Raw genomic sequence first — 17,554 nt, 5'->3', positions numbered from 1 at the left:
CTCTTCCCTGCCACTCCCAGCCCACAGGTGATGCCTCATGCCCATGACCGCTCCTGCCCCTGCCCCTGTCTCCCGACTCGACGTCGCCGCCGATCTGTTGGCCCTCCTGCGCGACTCCACCACGGAACCGCGCCCCGACTCCCAGCTGGAGGCCCTCACCCTGGCCGTGGCCGCCGATCTGCCGGTCCTGCTGTGGGGTGAACCGGGCATCGGCAAGACCGCGGCCCTGACCCAGCTCGCCGCGGCCCTCGACCTGCCGCTGACCACGGTGATCGCCAGCGTGCACGAGCCGTCCGACTTCTCGGGGCTGCCCGTGGTCGGGGACGATCCCGCCACCCAGGGCGTGCCGATGGCCCCGCCGGACTGGGCGGTACGACTGGTGCGGGCCGGACGGGGGCTGCTGTTCCTGGACGAGCTGTCCACCGCGCCGCCCGCCGTCCAGGCCGCGCTGCTCCGGCTCGTCCTGGAGCGGCGGATCGGCGCGCTCCAACTGCCACCCGGCGTAAGGATCGTGGCCGCCGCCAACCCCAAGTCCTCAGCGGCCGACGGCTGGGAGCTGAGCCCGCCGCTGGCCAACCGGTTCGTCCATCTCCAGTGGACCCACGACCACGAGGTCGTCGTACGCGGGCTCGGCGGGACCTGGCCGCGGGCCACGCTGCCGCGGCTCGATCCGCTGAAGCTGCCGCAAGCCGTGGACTTCGCCCGCCGCGCGGTGTGCGGGCTGCTCGCCGCGCGGCCCACGCTCGTGCACCGGCTGCCCACCAACGAGACCCGTCGGGGCGGCCCCTGGCCCTCGCCCCGGAGCTGGGACATGACGCTGTCCCTGGTCGCCTTCGCGACCGCGGCCGGCTCCGCGCGGGACGTACTGTCCCTGCTGGTCCGGGGCACGGTGGGCGACGGCCCTGGACTGGAGCTGCTGGCGAGCCTGGACCGGCTGGACCTCCCGGACCCGGAGGACGTCCTCGCCGATCCCGCGGGGGCCGCCCTGCCCGAGCGGGGAGACCTGCGGCAGGCCGTGCTCGACGGTGTCGTGGCGGCCGTACGCGCCCGTCCGGACCGGGCCCGCTGGGACGCGGCGTGGGCAGTGCTGGTGCGGGCGCTGGAGACCGGGGCCCCGGATCTGGTGGTCGTGCCCGCGACCACGCTCGCCTCGCTGCGGCAGCAGGACTGGGACGTACCGGCGGCCATCGACAGGCTCGCCGGGACGGTGGCGCTGTCGCAGCGGGCGGACCGGGCGGCGGTCGCCGCCAAGGCCCGCCGATGAGCACGCCGATGAGCACGAACACCCCCGGAGAGGGGGGACACCTGGACCGCGACAAGCTCTTCGCCGCCCGTCTGCACGCCGCCCGGGCCCGCCCGTACCTGGCCACCGCGCTGTTCGCACTGCACACCGTCGAGTCGAAGCGGGTGCCGACGATGGCCGTCGACCGGCACTGGCGGTGCTATGTCTCCCCGGCGTTCGTGGACCGGATGCCCGTGGAGGAGCTGGCTGGCGTGTGGGTGCACGAGGTGTCCCACCTGCTGCGCGACCACCACGGGCGCGGTGACCGGGTCGCCCGGGAAGGTGGGCTGACCGGGGTCGGGGACCGGCTGCGAATGAATATCGCCGCGGACTGCGAGATCAACGACGACGTGTACGGCGACGGACTGGTCCAGCCCGAAGGCGCCGTGCGGCCGGGGCGGTTGAGGCTGCCCGAGGGGCGGCTGATGGAGGAGTACCTGAGCGGGATCAGCCTCGGGCCGCTCACCCTCGACCTGTCCTGGCTGGACTGCGGCAGTGGTGCCGACGGTCTGGAGCGCGAGTGGGACCTGGGGCCCGACGGGGCGGACGGGCTGAGCGAGCAGGAGCGGGACGCGGTCCGCTTCCGGGTGGCGCAGGGCATCAAGGCGCGGCCCGGGAGCACCCCGCAGGGCTGGCGGCGGTGGGCGGAGGAGGCGTTCCATCCGCCGCAGCCGTGGCGGGACCTGCTGGGCGCGGCGCTGCGTGCGGCGGTCGCCGGCTCCGGCGCGGGCGACGACTACAGCTACGGGCGTCCGTCGCGGCGCTCGGCGGGGGTGCCCGGCGCGGTGCTGCCGAGTCTGCGGCGCCGGCCGCCCCGGGTCTGCGTGATCATCGACACCTCCGGCTCGGTCAGCGACAGCGAACTGGGCAGCGCCCTGCTGGAGGTCACCGCGATCTCGCGTGCCGTGGGCGGCCGCCGGGATCTGGTCAATGTGCTCTCGTGCGACGCGGCGGCCGGGGTCGTACGTCCGCTGTGCCGGGCCGAGGGCATCCCGCTGGTCGGCGGCGGGGGCACGGACCTGCGCACGGGCTTCGAGCAGGCGCTGCGCTCGCGCCCCCGGCCGGACGTCGTCGTGGCCCTGACCGACGGCCAGACGCCGTGGCCGAGCGCGCGGCCCTCATGCCGTACCGTCATCGGTCTGTTCCCCCGGCCGGGAAGGAGCCGGGCGCGACGCGAGAACGATCCCGAGTACGTGCCGGACTCACCGCCCGCCTGGGCCCGGGTGGTGGAGATCGGCTCGGCGTCCGGGGACCGGTGAGGCACGGCGCTCCGAGCGGGGCGGTCGACCTCACGGTGCCCGCGGGGTGGACGTGGAGGTGGTCGGCCACGAGATCATGGGGGCAGGCGGAGTCCGGAGCACATCGCGGCCCGGGTGGGAGGAGCGCCATGACCAATGTCGACGTGCACCAGCATCTGTGGAGTCCGTCGCTGGTGACGGCCTTGAGGGCGCGGCGCGAGCCGCCGTACCTCGACGGCTGGACGCTGTATCTGGACGGTGAGCCGCCCTACGACCTCCCGCCCGCCGACCACGACGTGGCCCGGCGAGCGGAACTCGCCGCCAGTGACGGCCTCGGCCTCGCGCTCGTCTCCCTCTCGGCGCCGATCGGCGTGGAGTGGCTGCCCGCGGCGGCGGCACGGCCGCTGCTGGACGCCTATCACGAGGGCGCGGCCGCGTTGCCGCAGCCGTTCGGGGCGTGGGCCGCCGCCTGTGTGCGGGACATCGATGCCAGGGCGACGGCCGACCACCTCGACCGTGGGTTCGTCGGCCTCCAGCTGCCCGCCAACGCCCTGGTGGACGCGGCCGGTTACGCCCGGTGCGCCCCACTGCTCGATCTGCTCGAGGAGCGCGACCTCCCGCTGTTCGTCCACCCCGGGCCCGCGGCCGGTGGCGCGGAGGGGCCCGGCTGGTGGCCCGCGATGGTGCCCTACGTCCAGCAGATGCACGCCGCCTGGTTCGCCTTCCGCGCCTACGGCCGCCCCCGCCACCCGCGGCTGCGGGTCTGCTTCGCCCTGCTGGCCGGGCTGGCGCCGCTGCACGGGGAGCGGTTCGCCGCGCGCGGGGGCGACGGGACACAGCCGGACCCGTCGGTCTTCGTCGAGACGTCCTCGTACGGGCCGCGTGCGGTCGAGTCCGTCGTGCGTGCCCTGGGCGTTCAGGCCGTGGTCCAGGGCTCGGACCGGCCGTACGCGGAGCCGCCGCAGCACCCCGGCCACGGGCTGGGCGGAGCGGCGGCCTATGCCTTCCGTATCGCCAACCCGCGGCGACTGCTCACCGGGAAGGAATGACGGCGCGGTGAAGGGGCGCGCTCTGGACGGGAGCGCGCAGTTCCACCCGGGAGACGTCGTGGTCCCGGAACCAGGCGAGCAGGCCGCCGATGACCGTACGGCTGTGGCCGTGGCGCCGGTGGCCCGGATCGGTGACGACTCCGGTGACGTGCCCGGTCCGGCCGCCGGGCAGGCCCGGTCGGGGCGGGCGTCGGTCGATCGCACCGATGCCGCAGGCCGCGAGTCCCTCGTCCCCGGCGTCCACCACCAGGACGCGCACGTGGTCCGCGGCGAGCTGCTCCCACAGCGCCACGGCCAGTGCGTCCAGCTCGTCGCCGTCGAGATCCCCGGACAGCAGGGCCTGCAGACGGACGAGTTCCACGAGGTCCCACTCCCGCGCCTGCCGTACCGCCCCTGAGCGTGCGCTGCCTTGTCCCATGCCGATCACCTTGATGTAATGCCCTTGTGCATCTCACCCTCTAGGCAAGGACCCCGTGAAGCTGGCCGCGAAGCCCGCGAGGTCCCGGTGCGCGGGCTGTCCTTCGCCTTCATGATCGTGCTCGGTCTCGCGGTCGCCCTGTCCGTACAGGTGGTGGGCGCCCTGCTCGTGCTCTCCCTGCTGATCACCCCGGCCGCGGCCGCCGCCCGAGTCACCGCGTCACCGGTCCTGCTGGCCCTGGGCAGCAGCATCCCGATCAGCCCGTACGTCACGACGATCTCGTTCGTCCTCTACGCCGGCTGCGCCGCGGCCGGCCGACACCGGGACCCGGCACCGGGGCGCCCGGCGTACGGCGTACGGCTGCGGCGCCCGGCTGAGCTCCGCTCGCCCCGCCCTATCCGTGCCGCTCCCGTACGGCCCGCGGCGAGGCCCCCAGCTCCTTGCGGCAGGTCTTGTTGAAGGCCTGGAGGTCGGGGATGCCGACGGTCGCCGCGATCGCCGGGATGGCCAGCGTCGAGGCGATGAGCAGGTGCCGGGCGCGCTCCATGCGGCGGCGCCGGATGTAGGCGACGACGGTGTGTCCGGTGTCCTCGCGAAACAGCCGGGTCAGATGGGTGGGCGAGACCCCGGCGGCACGGGCGATGCCGGGCACGGTCAGGGGGCCGGCCAGGTGCTCCTCGATGTGGGCGATCGCCGTCCGCAGCGCGGGATGCCGGGCCCGGTCCTCGCCGGCGCCGGCCAGGCCGGTCGTGCGCCACAGCACCGTCCACAGTTCGGCGGAGGCCCGGGCCGGGGACTGCGCGGTCGCCGCGACCGTCTGCCGCAACAGCCCGGTCAGCACCGCCGCGTCCGCGCCGGCGTCCTGCATCACCGGGACCCGGCGCCGCTCGCCGTCGCCCGGCAGCCGGAAGTGGGCGTACAGGTGCTCGCAGCGCGTGGCGTCGTAGTGGAAGTGGACCTCGGTGCCGGGCGGGACGAGGCTCACGTGTCCGGGGCGGATCGGGTGCCGGGAACCGCCCAACTCCAGGGTGCCCGAGTAGCCGTAGAGATGGAGCTGCCACAGGCGTGGGAGGCGGAACACGTCGTGCGGGCCCGCGGAGCCGTGGACGCCGACGCCCGCGTTCTCCACGTGGGGCGGCAGATCGAGGGTCAGGTCGACGTGGCGGGTCATGGTGGAAAATTACCAGTGGTCGTCGATTACAGCCCACGACAGCGGGGTGGGTTGTTCCTACCGTTGCGGTATGTCAACCACACGACAGCTGTTGAACTCCGCCCAGGTGGCGCGGTTCGTGGCCCACGGCTTCCTGCGCCTGGACGGCATCGTGCCCCCGGAGATGAACGAGGAGGCGCTCAAGGTCTTCGCCGCCGGGCTGCCCTCCGTTCCGTACGGCACTCCCGTGCCGAAGGCGTTCCCTGAGGGTTCCTTCGCCCGTCGGCTCGTCGAACTTCCCTCGGTCGCGGGGGCGTTGGAGAGTCTGGTGGGCCCGGATCCGACCGTCGACCACCACTTCGTGCACATCCGGGAGCCGCGTGAGGGCAGTGCGCAGCCGTTGCACGGCGACGCCGTCATCGACGTGCGGCCCGACGCGTTCGACGTCCAGCTCATGTACTACCCGCGGGAGGTCACCGCGGAGATGGGCGGCACGCTCATCGTGCCCGGCAGCCATCTGCGCCGCACCAACGAGTCCGACACCGGCCGCTACCAGAACCTGCGCGGCCAGACCCGGCTGACCTGCCCGGCCGGCACGGTCGTGCTGCTGCACCACGGGATCTGGCACGGCGGGCGACGCAACGACAGCGACACCGTGCGCCACATGTACAAGATCCGCTTCAACCCGACCGTGCCGCAGGTGCGGCTGTGGGACACCGCGGACCTGGACGCTCCCGCCGTCCGCGAGGAACTGGGGCGCGGTTTCCCCTGGTACGAGCAGGCCACCGGCCGGCTGGAGATCCTGAACCGGATCCGGCTGTGGCGCGCTCTGACCGGCGATCCTGCGTTCGACATCGAGTACTGGGCCACCCGCATCGCCAACCGGCCCGCCGCACGAAGGAGTCAGGCGTGACCATGTCCACCACCGTGCGCCAGCAGGTTCTCGTCCTGTACCTGGACACCTCCGCGCTCGACTCCCGGGTCGTCGGCTGGGCCCGCTACGACGGCACGGGCACCACCCGCCCGACGACCGGGGACAGCGACGAGCCGCCGTACGAGACGGGCGTCGCCGCCCTGGAGGACGGCTGGCGGCTCTTCCAGGCCGCGCAGCTGATCCCGCCGTATCCGGGGACGGAGCACGAGACGTCGTTCCTCAAGCACGAGTTCTTCTTCGAGAAGCTGGTCGACGGCGGATGAGACCCAGCTCATAGCCTCCCCGCCTCGAATGTGGTCCAATACGCCATAAGTAGGACGAATCGGACTCTCCCCCTTCGAGGAATCACACCCCATGACCCACCCCCGTGTGTCCGCCCGATCCGCCCCCTTCCTCTCCTCGGGGACGCTCGGGGAGCTGTCGGAGGCGGCCCGGGAGGCGGGGACCGGGGAGGTGCCGGCCGAGCTGTGGACGGCCCGCCGGTTCCTGGACGGGACACCGGCGGCCGTCGCGGTCCTGGACGCCGACCTGCGCTATCTGTACCTCAACGACACTCTGGCCAAGTTCAACGGGCTGCCCGTCGAGGACCACCTCGGCCGTCCCATGCTCGAGGTGATCCCCGGCTCCGGGCCCTCGGCGGAGGTGGCCCGCGAGGTGCTCCGCACCGGACGGCCGCAGACGGTCGTCTTCGACGGCCGGGTGCCCGACGACACGGTGGACGTGCCGCGCTGGTGGCTCGGCGCCTTCCACCGGCTGGCGGGCGAGGACGGTGGGATCCTCGGTGTCGCCGCCGTCGTCATGGAGGTCACCGAGGGCATCCGGCAGCGCGAGTCGCTCAGGCGGGCCCAGGAGCGTCTGGAGCTGCTGGAGGAGACCGCCGCCCGGGTCGGCGGCACGCTCGACGCGGCCGAGGCCTGCCGGGCACTGACCGCTCTGCTGGTGCCGCGGTTCGCCGACTACGCCGCCGTCGACGTGCTCGACCCCGAGGGCACCCGCAGGGCTCCGGCCACCCCCGTCCCGGTGCGACTGCGGCGCATGGCCGTGACCGCCGCTCCGGGCGTTCCCGAACCGCACACCCCGGCGACCAGAAGCGGCGAGGTGATCTTCCATCAGGCCACTTCGTCGATGTCGCAGGTGCTGACCGGGCACAAGACCGTGGTGCTCAACCGGCCCGACGACGACACCGTGCGGCTGCTCGCCCCCACGCGGCAGCGGCTGGAACACTACCGGGCCCTGGAGCTGCACTCCGTGGCCTACCTGCCCCTCATGGTCGGCGGGGAGCCCGTCGGGGCGGTCATGCTCGGCCGCAGGGCGCACTCCCCCGAGTTCACACCGGACGACGTCGAGCTTCTGGAACTGCTGACCCCACGGGCCGCGACGGGCATCGGCCACGCTCTGCGCTACACCCACGAGCACGAGACCGCGCTGGAGATGCAGCGGGCCTTCCTGGCCACCCCGCACATACCGGGCCCTGGCGTGGAGATCGCCAGCCGTTATCTGCCCGCCGGGCGGGGCGCCGAGGTGGGCGGCGACTGGTTCGACGCCGTCGCACTGCCCTCGGGACGCACCCTGCTCGTGGTCGGGGACGTCATGGGCCACGGGGTGCGCGCCGCCGCGGCCATGAGCGAGTACCGCTCCCTGCTCCGTGCGCTGGCCCTGCAGGGGCTCGCCCCCGACCGGCTGCTCACCGAGGTGGACCGCACCGCCCACGCCCTCGACCTGGACCGCGTCGCCACCTGTGTGCTGGCCCTGCTGGACCCCGCCGCCGAGGAAGCGGTCCTGGCCACGGCCGGCCATGTCCCGCCCCTGCTGGTCCGGCCCGGCAGCGCCCCCGAGCTCGCGGATCTGCCGGTCGGACCTCCCCTGGGCACGGGCTTCGGCGGGTACGAGAGCCGGCGCCGTCCGGTGCCGCCGGGCTCCCTGCTGCTGGCCTACACCGACGGGCTCGTGGAGAGGCGCGGCGAGGACATCGACACGGGTCTCGCGGCCCTCGCCCACGTCCCCATCGCCTCCGGCCACGCCCTCCCGGACATCCTCACCACCGTCGTCGACCGCCTGGCCCCGGCCGACTCGGAGGACGACGTCACGCTGCTCGCCGCGCGCACCCTGCCGGAGCCGCTCGGACCCCGGTGACCTTCCGCCTCCTCACCGCTCGGGGCAGCTTTCGTCCGACGCCCTGACCTGCCAGCCATCGCCGCCGGTCACTTCAGCGGTGACCGTGGCGTCCGACGGACGCGTGAGGAGGTACGCGGCGGCGGCCGTGCAGACGATCTGCCGCACCCCGGTGCCGCTCAGCCTGTCCATGCCCGCGGGGAGCCGGATCGTCATCGCGTTCCCCTTCACCGTCACCGTCGGGGTGTCCGGCGAGGGCGGCTCGCCGGGCCCGTCGGTGGCGGGCGGGAGTGCCATGGCGGTCGGCACTCCCGGTACCTCGGTGGCAAGGCCGTCCTGGCGTCCCTCCCCGGCCAGCGGACCGGCCATCAGCAGCCGCAGCGCCGCCTCCGGGTCACCGGGCCGCTCGGTCGTGCGGGGCATCGCGACGAGTGCGCCGCCCTCGACGAAGTAGACCGGCGTCTGCGGAAGGGTCCCGCTCGCTGGGCCGCCGGCCTCCACCACGCCGGTCGCGGGGATCCCGCAGGAGGTGACCGCGAGAAGCGCCAGCAGCGGGACGCGGCGCAGCAGCTTCATGACGTGCTCTCCTCGGGCGACTCGTCCCGCCGCAGCGGAAGTTCTACGGTGAAGACGGCACCGCCGGCCGGGTGGTTGGCCGCGCGGACGGTCCCGCCGTGGATCCGGACGTTCTCGGCGGTGATGGACAGGCCGAGGCCGCTGCCCTCGGAGCGGATCCGGGCGGTGTCCGACTTGTAGAAACGCTCGAAGACATGGGGCAGGACGTCGTACGGGATGCCGGGACCGCTGTCCCGCACCTCGATGACGGCCGCCGCGTCGCCGCCGCTCAGGCGCACCTGCACCGGACGCTCACCATGCTTGAGCGCGTTGCCGACCAGGTTGGCGACGACCACGTCGAGGCGGCGCGGGTCGACACGTCCGCGTACCGCGTCCGGTGGCGGCAGATCGGTGGTCACCGTGTCCGTCCAGCCGCGGGAGGCGAGGGTGCGGCGGATCGACTCGGCGAGGTCGATCTCGTCGAGGTGCAGCACCGCCGCGCCCGCGTCGAAGCGGGAGATCTCCATCAAGTCGTCGACGAGACGGGCGAGTTTGAGGGTCTCCTCGCTGATGAGCCGGACGGCGGTGGCCGTGTCCGGGTCCAGTCGGGCGGCGTCCTCGTCGAGGACGTCGGTGACCGCGGACATGGCGGCGAGCGGGGTGCGCAGTTCGTGCGAGACGTCGGCGGCGAAGCGGCGGGCGCGGGACTCCATCTCGCGGAGTTCCGCGACCGACGACTCCAGTGCGGCGGCCGTCTCGTTGAACGTGTGGGACAGGTCGGCGAGTTCGTCCGAGCCGTTGACCGCGAGCCGGGTGTCCAGGCGCCCTTCGGCGATCCTGCGGGTGGCGAGCCGCAGCTTGCGCACCGGCACCAGCACCCCGCGGGCGGCGAGGAGCGCGAGCACGACGGCGAGCGCGAGGGCCACCACCATGGCCCGTTCAACAGCGGTGACCAGGGCGTCGACGTACGCCTGTTCCGTGGTCTGCGGAACGACGAGGAACACGTGGACCCCAGTGACCGTGGGGGTGGTGTCCCGGCCGCCGAAGAGGATCGACATGCCGACGACGAGGGAGGTGCGTCCCTCGCCGCGCACCCGCTGGAAGACGGTGGCCCGGCTGGCTCCGACGGCCTCCCGCAAAGCAGGCGTCACCTCGGTGAAGGGGTCTCCCGGGGCGGAGGAGCCGCTGAGGGCCCCGTAGGTCACCAGCACCCGCCAGCTGCCCTGCGACTCGGTGGCCGCCACGTCCTGCGCGAACTCCCGCAGCGCCGACTCCTCGGGGGGCACGGCGAGTTCGGCGGCATGCTGGTTGAGCTGGGCCCGAAGTTGTCTGATGGTGGCGTCCTGGCTCTGCTGGAGGACTCCGGTGCGCGCCTCCCGGAAGGTCAGGGCCCCGGTCGAGATGGCCGCGACAGCGGCGACGAGCCCGAAGGCCACCACCAGACGGGCCCGCAGGCCCCGCAGCCGGCGCTTCCTCACGGCGCCGCGAAGCGGTAGCCGAAACCGCGCACGGTGTGGATGTAGCGGGGTGCGCGGGGCGGCTCGGACATCTTGGTGCGCAGTCGCTTGACGCAGGCGTCCACCAGTCGGGCGTCACCGTGATAGTCGTGCTCCCACACCGCCTCCAGGAGTTGCTGACGGCTGAACACCTGGCCCGGTGAGGCGGAGAGGGTGAGCAGAAGCCGTAACTCGGAGGGGGCGAGAGCGATCGGCTCGCCGCTCAGCGCGACGGTCAGGCCGGCCCGGTCGACGGCGAGGTCGCCGTAGGTGTCGATCTTCGGCAGGCCCTCGGCGCCCGGCGCGGCCCCCGCCGTCCGACGCAGGACGGCGCGTATACGCGCATCGAGCACCCTGGCCAGTACGGGTTTGACGACGTAGTCGTCGGCCCCCGCCTCCAGGCCGACGACGATGTCCACTTCCTCGCCCCGGGCCGTCGCCATGATGATCGGCAGGGTCTGGTCGACGGCCCGTATGCCCCGGCACACGTCCAGGCCGGTCATGCCGGGCAGCATCAGATCGAGGACGACGATGTCCGGCCGGAAGGCCCGCAGCCGGTCCATCCCCTCCTCGCCGGTGGCGGTGGCGGCGACGTCATGGTTCTGGCGGCGCAGGGCCAGGGCGACCCCCTCCCGCACGGCGGGGTCGTCTTCGATCAGCAGTACACGTGGCATGCGCACAGTATCCACACGGCCATGACCACGAGGAGGGTTATCGGTTCGTTATCTTCCGGGCCAGATCCGATCACATGGCGATCACATCGTGAACCACCGTGACAGCGCACAGACGAAACCCCACCGGCAACCGTCGCCGGAAGCGCTCCGAGCGGAGTGTGAAGAGCCAACTGATGGGCGGCCTGGCCGCGTTGGCGGCCTTCGCGGCTGTCGGTGGCGCGGTGGTGGCGTGGCTGCCGTCCGACGCGGGGCGAACGTCCGTGGCTCTTCCACCAGTTGAGAGTCCGGCGGCTCAAAGGACCACCGGGTCAACGGAACCGGGGCCGGAACCGGAGGCGGACTCGGACTCGGACTCGGAAGAGTCGAGCGCGTCTCCCGGCCCCTCCACGACTCCCCTCCCCCAGAGCGGTCCGGGGACCTTCGTCACCGCGCCCGGTGGCAGCGCACGGGTCGGCAGGGGCACACCGTTGCGCTACCGGGTCGAGGTGGAGAAGGGCATCACGATCTCCCCCGAGGACGTCGCCGCGCAGGTGGAGCGGACCCTGGCCGACCCACGGGGCTGGACGGCCGACGGCCACTCGGCGTTTCAGCGGGTGTCCAGTGGCGCCACCGACTTCCGGGTCCGGCTCGCCACCCCGGCGACCGTCGACAAGTTCTGTGCCGAGGGTGGTCTCGACACCGGCGGCAAGGTCAACTGCAGCGTCAACCGCAACGTGATGGTCAACCTCAGACGCTGGGTCCTGGCCACCGAGTTCTATCCGAAGGACGTCGTCGGGTACCGCTCGCTGATCATCAACCATGAGGTGGGCCACTTCCTCGGCCACGGCCATGTGACCTGTCCCGGAAAGGGGCAGCCGGCCCCGGCGATGATGCAGCAGATCAAGGGCCTGCTCGGCTGCGTCCCCAATGTCTGGCCGTACGACCGCGACGGCCGGCTCCTCACGGGCCCCTCCGTCCCGTGACGCATCGATCCCCAACTGTCAGGAGTTCAGATGGAGTTACGCGTACGCCACAGACATGCCGCCATGGCCGCGGGAGTGGCTTCCGCGGCCCTGGTCCTCGCCGGTCTCCCGGCCGGTGCGGGAGCCGTCGACACCGGGAACGGCCGTACGGCCGCCGCGGTACGGACGGTCACGCTGGTCACCGGCGACCGGGTCCTGGTCGGCGACAAGGGGCAGGTCTCCGGAGTGGAGCGGGCACCGGGCCGCAAGGACGTGCCGTTCTCGGTCCGGGAGGTCGCCGGACACACCCGGGTCGTACCCGGTGACGCCGAACTGCTGCTCGCCCAGGGCAAGTTGGACGCTCGGCTGTTCGACGTGACGCAGCTGCTCAAGGACGGCTACGACGACGCGGGCCGGTCCGACGTACCGCTGATCGTCACGTTCAAGGGCAAGAAGGCGCCCTCGATGAGCCCGTTCACCGAGGCCGGGGCCCGGATGGGCCGTACGCTGCCCGTGGTCAACGGCAGGTCGATGCGTTCCGTCAAGAAGCGCACCACCGACTTCTGGGACACCGTCACCACCGAGGAGTCCGGGGCCGTCGAGAAGGTCTGGCTGGACGGCCGGCGCAAAGCCTCGCTCGACAGAAGCGTCCCGCAGATCGGCGCACCTGCCGCGTGGGCCGCCGGGTACGACGGCACCGGGGTGAAGGTCGCCGTCCTGGACACCGGGGTCGACACCTCCCACCCCGATCTCGCGCACCAGGTGGTCGAGGAGAAGGACTTCTCGGGCTCCGACGGCACCGGCGACAAGTTCGGACACGGTACGCACGTGGCGTCCACCGTGGCCGGCACCGGCGCCAAGTCCGACGGCAGGTTCAAGGGGGTCGCACCGGGCGCGAAGATCCTCAACGGCAAGGTCCTGGACGACACGGGCTTCGGCTCGGACTCCGGGATCATCGCCGGCATGGAGTGGGCGGTGGCCCAGGGGGCGGACGTCGTCAACCTCAGCCTCGGCGGCACCGACCTGCCGGGCACCGACCCGATGGAGGAGGCCGTGAACCGGCTCTCCGCCGACTCCGACACGCTCTTCGTCGTGGCGGCGGGCAACGAGGGCGAGTACGGCGAGGGCACGGTCGGCTCGCCCGGCAGCGCCGGCGCCGCGCTCACCGTGGGCGCGGTCGACAAGTCCGACGCGCTCGCCGACTTCTCCAGCCGCGGCCCTCGGGTCGGCGACAGCGGCGTCAAGCCGGACCTGACCGCGCCCGGTGTCGAGATCACGGCAGCGGCGGCGGCCGGCAGCATCCTCGAGAAGGAGTACCCCTCCGGCATCCCCGGTTACGCCACCCTCGACGGTACGTCCATGGCGACCCCGCATGTCGCGGGTGCCGCGGCCCTCCTCGCCCAGCAGCATCCCGACTGGAGCGGCGAGCGCCTCAAGGCGGTCCTCACCGGCTCCGCGAAGCCGGGGACGTACAGCGCCTTCCAGCAGGGCACCGGCCGTACCGATCTGGTCCGGGCGCTGGACCAGAACGTCGTCACCGAGCAGGGACCGCTCGACTTCGGCGAGCAGCGGTGGCCGCACGGCGACGACAAGCCGTCCACCCAGCAGCTCACCTACCGCAACCTCGGCACCGAGCCGGTCACCCTGGATCTGTCCGTCGACGCCTTCGCGGTGGACGGGAAGCCCGCCGCCGAGGGCATGTTCAGCGTGTCTCCGCAGCGGATCACCGTCCCGGCGGGCGGCACCGCGAGCGCCGAGGTCACGGCGGACACCCGCGCGGGGAGCGCCGACGGCAGCTTCGGCGGTTCGGTGCAGGCCACTTCGGCCGACGGCAAGGTCCAGGTGCGGTCCGCCGTAGGGGTGGCGCGCGAGGTGGAGTCGTACAGCCTGACGCTGAAGCATCTCGACGAGGATGGCCGGCCGACCGGGGACGCCGCCACCGCCGTCGCCGATTTCGACGGCGACTTCTACGCCGAGTACGCCGACGCGCAGGACGGCGAGCTGACGGTACGGCTGCCCAAGGGCGACTACATCCTCAGCGGGGTCGTCCACCCGGAGACCTCGTCGCCGCTGCACGCCGTGCTGGTGGAGCCGAGGTTCCGGCTGGACGGCGACAAGACCGTCACCGTGGACGCCCGGCAGGCGAAGCCGGTGGACATCACCGTGCCGGACCCGACGGCCGAGAACACCGACGCCACCGTCGTGATCGGCTTCGGGCGCGGGGAGGGCAAGCGGGACGGATCACTCCAGTACCTGATGCCGCGCTTTACGGGCTCGCGGTTCGGGCGGCTTGGCGGCGGGGAGCCCGTGGACGGGCTCAACGCCCTGTACTCCGGCGGCTGGAGCGGCCGGAGCACGGACGGCAGCCGGGTCAACTATCACGCGGCCTGGTACCGGAAGGGCAGCGTGGACGGCTTCACCGCCAAGGTCGAGCGGAAACAGTTGGCGAAGATCGACCTCCAGGTGGGCGAGGCCGTCGACGGCCGGCGTGTCCAGGCGGAGGTGAGCCCGCATCTGCCCGACGGTCAACTGGTGTTCGGCTTCACCGACATGCGGGGCGACCTGCCGTTCCGGAGCACCGAGTACGTCCTCGACAACGGCGTGCAGTGGTCCCTGCGCACCTGGCAGGTCTCGGGCGAGGGCCAAGATTCGGTCTTCGAGAACTTCCTGATGAGGATGCCGCAGACCTGGAAGGCCCGTCACAGCTACCAGGAGCGCTTCAACGTCGGTGTCTTCGGCCCGGCACTGGGCGGCACCGGACAGCGGGGACCGGCCAGGGGCTTCCCCGGTGTCGCCCGCATGGGGAACGCCATCAGGGCGTACGTCCCGCTGTTCGGCGACGGCGACGGACACTGGGGCACCAGCGACACGACCGCGGTGACGACCAGGCTGGAGGCGGACGGCAAGGAGATCACCGACGACTACGGCATCCCGCCGACCGACGGGGTCACCGACTACACGGTCCCGGAAGGGGACACCGCGTACAGGCTGACGGTGGACAACTCCCGTGACCCTGCGGTGTATTCGGTCAGCACCCGCGTCCACGCGGAGTGGACCTTCCGCTCGGCGAAGACCCCGGACGACGAGTTCACCGCACTGCCCGTGTCGACGGTCCGCTTCAGCCCCGAGCTGACCCTGGCCAGTACGGCGAAGGCGGGCATGCGGTTCGAGGTGCCCTTCACCGTCGAGGGCGCGGCGGCCGGACAGCGCCCGGCGAAGCTCACCTTCCAGGTGTCCTACGACGAGGGGAAGACCTGGCAGCCCGCCAAGTCCGTCGGCGGCACACACCTGTCGCTGAAGCACCCGGCGACGGCAGGCTCCGTCTCCCTGCGCGCGGAGCTGACGGACCGGGCGGGCAACACCCTGACCCAGACGATCGAAAGGGCCTATCTGACCACCCCGTAACCCCTCCGTACGCACCCCTGCCCGGGACGGCCTCGCCGCTGTCCCGGGCAGAGGGCATGGTGGACACTCCGCGCCGGGAGGCAGGGGGTCAGCTTCCGCAGGCACATCCTGCGGCGGCCTTCGCCCCGGTGCAGCAGGCGTCCGGGGAGGTGTCGGTCTTCGCCAGGGTGTCGGCGTCGGCCTTGACCACGTACACCTCCCACGGCTCCTTGCCCGGGCCGTGCACCCACACCTTGTCCTGCAGGGCGTAGCAGCAGGAGGTGTCGTTCTCCTCGAAGGTGGCCAGGCCGGCCTCCTTCAGCCGGGTCGTGGCGGCGCTCACGTCCTCCGTGCCGGCGACCTCGATGCCGAGGTGGTCGAGGCGGGTCTCCTCGCCGCTACCGCCCTCGATGAGGACCAGCTTCAGCGGGGGCTCGGTGACGGCGAAGTTGGCGTAGCCCTCGCGCCGCTTGGCGGGCTCGGTGCCGAAGAGCTTGGAGTAGAAGGCGATCGAGCCTTCCAGGTCGGCGACGCGCAGGGCCAGCTGGACTCGGGACATGGCGGTCTCCCATCCGGGACGATGCTGTATCGACGGATATCGATACAGCGGAGGTTGCCACCTGGATAGACGGATGTCAACATAGAGCCATGTCGAAACAAGCTGATCTGCCGGTGCTCGGTCAGGACGAGGCCTGCTGCGCCCCGATGGTCCGTGAGCCGCTGGGCGAAGTGGACGCGGCCGAGCTGTCGCGGATGTTCAAAGCCCTGTCGGACCCCGTCCGGCTGCGTCTGCTGTCCCTGATCGCCTCCCATGAGGGCGGCGAGGCGTGCGTGTGCGACCTGACCGGCCCCTTCGACGTCTCCCAGCCGACCATCTCCCACCATCTGAAGGTGCTGCGCGAGGCCGGGCTGGTCGGCTCCGAGCGACGGGGGACCTGGGTGTACTACTGGGTGCTCCCCGAGGCCCTGGGCAGGCTGTCCGCCCTCCTCGAGACACCGGCCGTACCCACACCGTCCGTACCCGCGAGGGCCTCCGCGTGAGCACCTCCGTCCCTCTCGCGCGGCGGGCGGCGGCCGAGGCCGTCGGCACAGCGGCGCTGGTGGCGGTGGTGGTCGGCTCGGGGATCCAGGCGAGTGAGCTGACCCGCGACATCGGTGTGCAACTGCTGGCCAACTCCCTGGCCACCGTGTTCGGTCTGGGCGTGCTCATCGCCCTGCTCGGGCCCGTTTCCGGGGCGCACTTCAACCCCGTCGTGACCCTCGCCGCCTGGTTCACCGGCCGCCGTACGGCCGACGGACCCGGCCCGCGAGAAGTGGCGGCGTACGTGCCCGCCCAGATCGCCGGGGCCGTCGCCGGCGCGGTCCTGGCGGACGCCATGTTCGGCCGGCCTCTGGTGCGGTGGTCGACGCACGACCGGTCCGCGGGACATCTGTGGCTGGGCGAAGCGGTCGCCACGGCGGGACTGGTCTGGCTGATCTTCGGCTTGGCGCGGGCAGGCCGGGCGCACCTGGCACCGGTGGGGGTCGCCTCCTACATCGGCGCCGCCTACTGGTTCACCTCCTCCACCAGCTTCGCCAATCCGGCCGTGACCATCGGCCGGGCCTTCACCGACACCTTCGCCGGCATCGCTCCCGCCTCCGTGGCGCCGTTCCTCGCCGCGCAGTTCGTGGGCGCGGGCGTCGGTCTCGCCCTGATCGCCGTCACCTTCGGCCGGTCCACGCAGGTGACCGGGGAGGAGGTCGGCGTCCCGCACGGCGATCAGCAGTTCCCCGCCCGACCCGCAGAAGAAAGCGCCGTGTCCTCATGAGCTCTCCCGTCGCCCCGTCCGTGCTGTTCGTGTGCGTGCACAACGCCGGCCGGTCCCAGATGGCCGCCGCCTTCCTCACCCGTTTCGCGGGGGACAGGGTCCAGGTCCGCTCCGCCGGTTCCGCGCCCGCCGACGCGGTGAACCCCGCTGTGGTGAAGGCCATGAAGGAGACCGGTATCGACATCTCCGCCGAGATCCCGAAGGTCCTCACCGCCGACACGGTCCAGGCCTCCGACGTGGTCATCACGATGGGGTGCGGGGACGCCTGCCCGTACTTCCCGGGCAAGCGGTACCTGGACTGGAAGCTGGACGACCCCGCCGGGCAGGGCGTCGGGGCCGTCCGGCCGATCCGCGACGAGATCGAGCGGCGCGTTCGAGGCTTGCTCGCCGAACTCGACGTGGAGGTGACGCCGTGAGTACGGCAACGGGGTGCGGGGCGGTGAGGCGGCGCTAGTACGGCGCGGGGGCCTGGATGCCGATGACGTGACCCGAGCACCGCACCGGCGTCCGGGT

18 protein-coding genes are annotated in these 17,554 nt (G+C 72.5%); 12 read left to right on the top strand and 6 right to left on the bottom strand.

The features are described 5' to 3' along the window. Positions 1 to 37 precede the first annotated feature (37 nt). The 3 genes from ACIRP7_RS39980 (at position 38) to ACIRP7_RS39970 (ending at position 3,569) form a co-directional block, all read left to right on the top strand. Complete coding sequence (locus ACIRP7_RS39980) at positions 38 to 1,264, top strand: AAA family ATPase (RefSeq protein WP_403670180.1); 1,227 nt, start codon at positions 38 to 40, stop codon at positions 1,262 to 1,264. An 8-nt stretch (positions 1,265 to 1,272) separates the two neighbouring features. Next, a complete protein-coding gene (locus ACIRP7_RS39975) occupies positions 1,273 to 2,541 on the top strand; it encodes a VWA-like domain-containing protein (protein WP_403670177.1) in 1,269 nt (422 codons plus the stop codon). Between the two features lie 128 nt (positions 2,542 to 2,669). Continuing rightward, a complete protein-coding gene (locus ACIRP7_RS39970; protein ID WP_403670174.1) occupies positions 2,670 to 3,569 on the top strand; it encodes an amidohydrolase in 900 nt (299 codons plus the stop codon). Here ACIRP7_RS39970 and ACIRP7_RS39965 read toward each other — a convergent pair. Next, entirely contained in the window at positions 3,553 to 3,987 is a 435-nt protein-coding gene (locus ACIRP7_RS39965) for a GNAT family N-acetyltransferase (protein WP_403670171.1), read from the bottom strand. The two genes, ACIRP7_RS39970 and ACIRP7_RS39965, sit on opposite strands and share 17 nt — an antisense overlap. 87 nt (positions 3,988 to 4,074) lie before the next feature. On the opposite strand from ACIRP7_RS39965, the gene ACIRP7_RS39960 reads away from it, so the two are divergent. Next, positions 4,075 to 4,446: a metal ABC transporter permease gene (locus ACIRP7_RS39960; RefSeq protein ID WP_403670168.1), complete on the top strand. Its 372-nt coding sequence runs from the start codon at positions 4,075 to 4,077 to the stop codon at positions 4,444 to 4,446. Here ACIRP7_RS39960 and ACIRP7_RS39955 read toward each other — a convergent pair. After that, complete coding sequence (locus ACIRP7_RS39955; RefSeq protein WP_403670165.1) at positions 4,382 to 5,158, bottom strand: helix-turn-helix domain-containing protein; 777 nt, start codon at positions 5,156 to 5,158, stop codon at positions 4,382 to 4,384. The two genes, ACIRP7_RS39960 and ACIRP7_RS39955, sit on opposite strands and share 65 nt — an antisense overlap. 70 nt (positions 5,159 to 5,228) lie before the next feature. Between ACIRP7_RS39955 and ACIRP7_RS39950 the strand changes: the two genes are divergently transcribed. From ACIRP7_RS39950 to ACIRP7_RS39940, 3 genes are all read left to right on the top strand, one after another. Continuing rightward, positions 5,229 to 6,050 (top strand): phytanoyl-CoA dioxygenase family protein, encoded by an 822-nt coding sequence (locus ACIRP7_RS39950; protein ID WP_403670163.1) that lies wholly within the window; start codon positions 5,229 to 5,231, stop codon positions 6,048 to 6,050. 2 nt (positions 6,051 to 6,052) lie between these two features. Beyond that, the gene (locus ACIRP7_RS39945) at positions 6,053 to 6,334 is read left to right on the top strand and encodes a hypothetical protein (RefSeq protein WP_403670254.1); all 282 of its coding nucleotides are present in this window, start codon (positions 6,053 to 6,055) and stop codon (positions 6,332 to 6,334) included. Positions 6,335 to 6,425: 91 nt separating this feature from the next. Beyond that, positions 6,426 to 8,204 (top strand): SpoIIE family protein phosphatase, encoded by a 1,779-nt coding sequence (locus ACIRP7_RS39940; protein WP_403670160.1) that lies wholly within the window; start codon positions 6,426 to 6,428, stop codon positions 8,202 to 8,204. Between the two features lie 12 nt (positions 8,205 to 8,216). On the opposite strand, the gene ACIRP7_RS39935 is transcribed toward ACIRP7_RS39940, so the two are convergent. Genes ACIRP7_RS39935 through ACIRP7_RS39925 form a run of 3 tightly spaced genes read right to left on the bottom strand, consistent with a single transcriptional unit; the run spans position 8,217 to position 10,908 of the window. Then, the gene (locus ACIRP7_RS39935; RefSeq protein ID WP_403670157.1) at positions 8,217 to 8,759 is read right to left on the bottom strand and encodes a hypothetical protein; all 543 of its coding nucleotides are present in this window, start codon (positions 8,757 to 8,759) and stop codon (positions 8,217 to 8,219) included. Continuing rightward, positions 8,756 to 10,216 carry an ATP-binding protein gene (locus tag ACIRP7_RS39930; RefSeq protein WP_403670154.1) on the bottom strand — a complete coding sequence of 487 codons (1,461 nt, stop codon included), beginning with the start codon at positions 10,214 to 10,216 and terminating at the stop codon, positions 8,756 to 8,758. Before ACIRP7_RS39930 ends, ACIRP7_RS39935 begins: the two co-directional genes overlap by 4 nt. Beyond that, positions 10,213 to 10,908: a response regulator gene (locus tag ACIRP7_RS39925; protein WP_403670151.1), complete on the bottom strand. Its 696-nt coding sequence runs from the start codon at positions 10,906 to 10,908 to the stop codon at positions 10,213 to 10,215. Before ACIRP7_RS39925 ends, ACIRP7_RS39930 begins: the two co-directional genes overlap by 4 nt. 173 nt (positions 10,909 to 11,081) lie before the next feature. On the opposite strand from ACIRP7_RS39925, the gene ACIRP7_RS39920 reads away from it, so the two are divergent. Both ACIRP7_RS39920 and ACIRP7_RS39915 read left to right on the top strand, forming a co-directional pair. Further along, a complete protein-coding gene (locus ACIRP7_RS39920; RefSeq protein ID WP_403670252.1) occupies positions 11,082 to 11,870 on the top strand; it encodes a DUF3152 domain-containing protein in 789 nt (262 codons plus the stop codon). 63 nt (positions 11,871 to 11,933) lie between these two features. After that, positions 11,934 to 15,254 (top strand): S8 family serine peptidase, encoded by a 3,321-nt coding sequence (locus ACIRP7_RS39915; protein WP_403670148.1) that lies wholly within the window; start codon positions 11,934 to 11,936, stop codon positions 15,252 to 15,254. 88 nt (positions 15,255 to 15,342) lie between these two features. Here ACIRP7_RS39915 and ACIRP7_RS39910 read toward each other — a convergent pair whose 3' ends face one another. Beyond that, positions 15,343 to 15,792, bottom strand: a complete 450-nt coding sequence (locus ACIRP7_RS39910) for an ArsI/CadI family heavy metal resistance metalloenzyme (protein ID WP_403670145.1) — start codon at positions 15,790 to 15,792, stop codon at positions 15,343 to 15,345. Positions 15,793 to 15,881: 89 nt separating this feature from the next. Here ACIRP7_RS39910 and ACIRP7_RS39905 point away from each other — a divergent pair, with 89 nt between their 5' ends. From ACIRP7_RS39905 to ACIRP7_RS39895, 3 genes are read left to right on the top strand one after another with little or no spacing between them, the layout of a single operon-like run. Beyond that, positions 15,882 to 16,274 carry a metalloregulator ArsR/SmtB family transcription factor gene (locus ACIRP7_RS39905; RefSeq protein WP_352386709.1) on the top strand — a complete coding sequence of 131 codons (393 nt, stop codon included), beginning with the start codon at positions 15,882 to 15,884 and terminating at the stop codon, positions 16,272 to 16,274. Next, positions 16,271 to 17,041, top strand: coding sequence for an aquaporin (locus ACIRP7_RS39900; protein ID WP_403670142.1), 771 nt, complete (start codon positions 16,271 to 16,273; stop codon positions 17,039 to 17,041). The genes ACIRP7_RS39905 and ACIRP7_RS39900 overlap by 4 nt, the downstream gene beginning before the upstream one ends. Continuing rightward, the gene (locus ACIRP7_RS39895) at positions 17,038 to 17,457 is read left to right on the top strand and encodes an arsenate reductase ArsC (protein ID WP_403670139.1); all 420 of its coding nucleotides are present in this window, start codon (positions 17,038 to 17,040) and stop codon (positions 17,455 to 17,457) included. Before ACIRP7_RS39900 ends, ACIRP7_RS39895 begins: the two co-directional genes overlap by 4 nt. Positions 17,458 to 17,554 lie beyond the last annotated feature (97 nt).

The sequence above is a fragment of the Streptomyces sp. NPDC102270 genome, from assembly GCF_044766405.1.
Lineage (GTDB): Bacteria > Actinomycetota > Actinomycetes > Streptomycetales > Streptomycetaceae > Streptomyces.
This window is presented reverse-complemented; position numbering and strand designations above follow the sequence as displayed.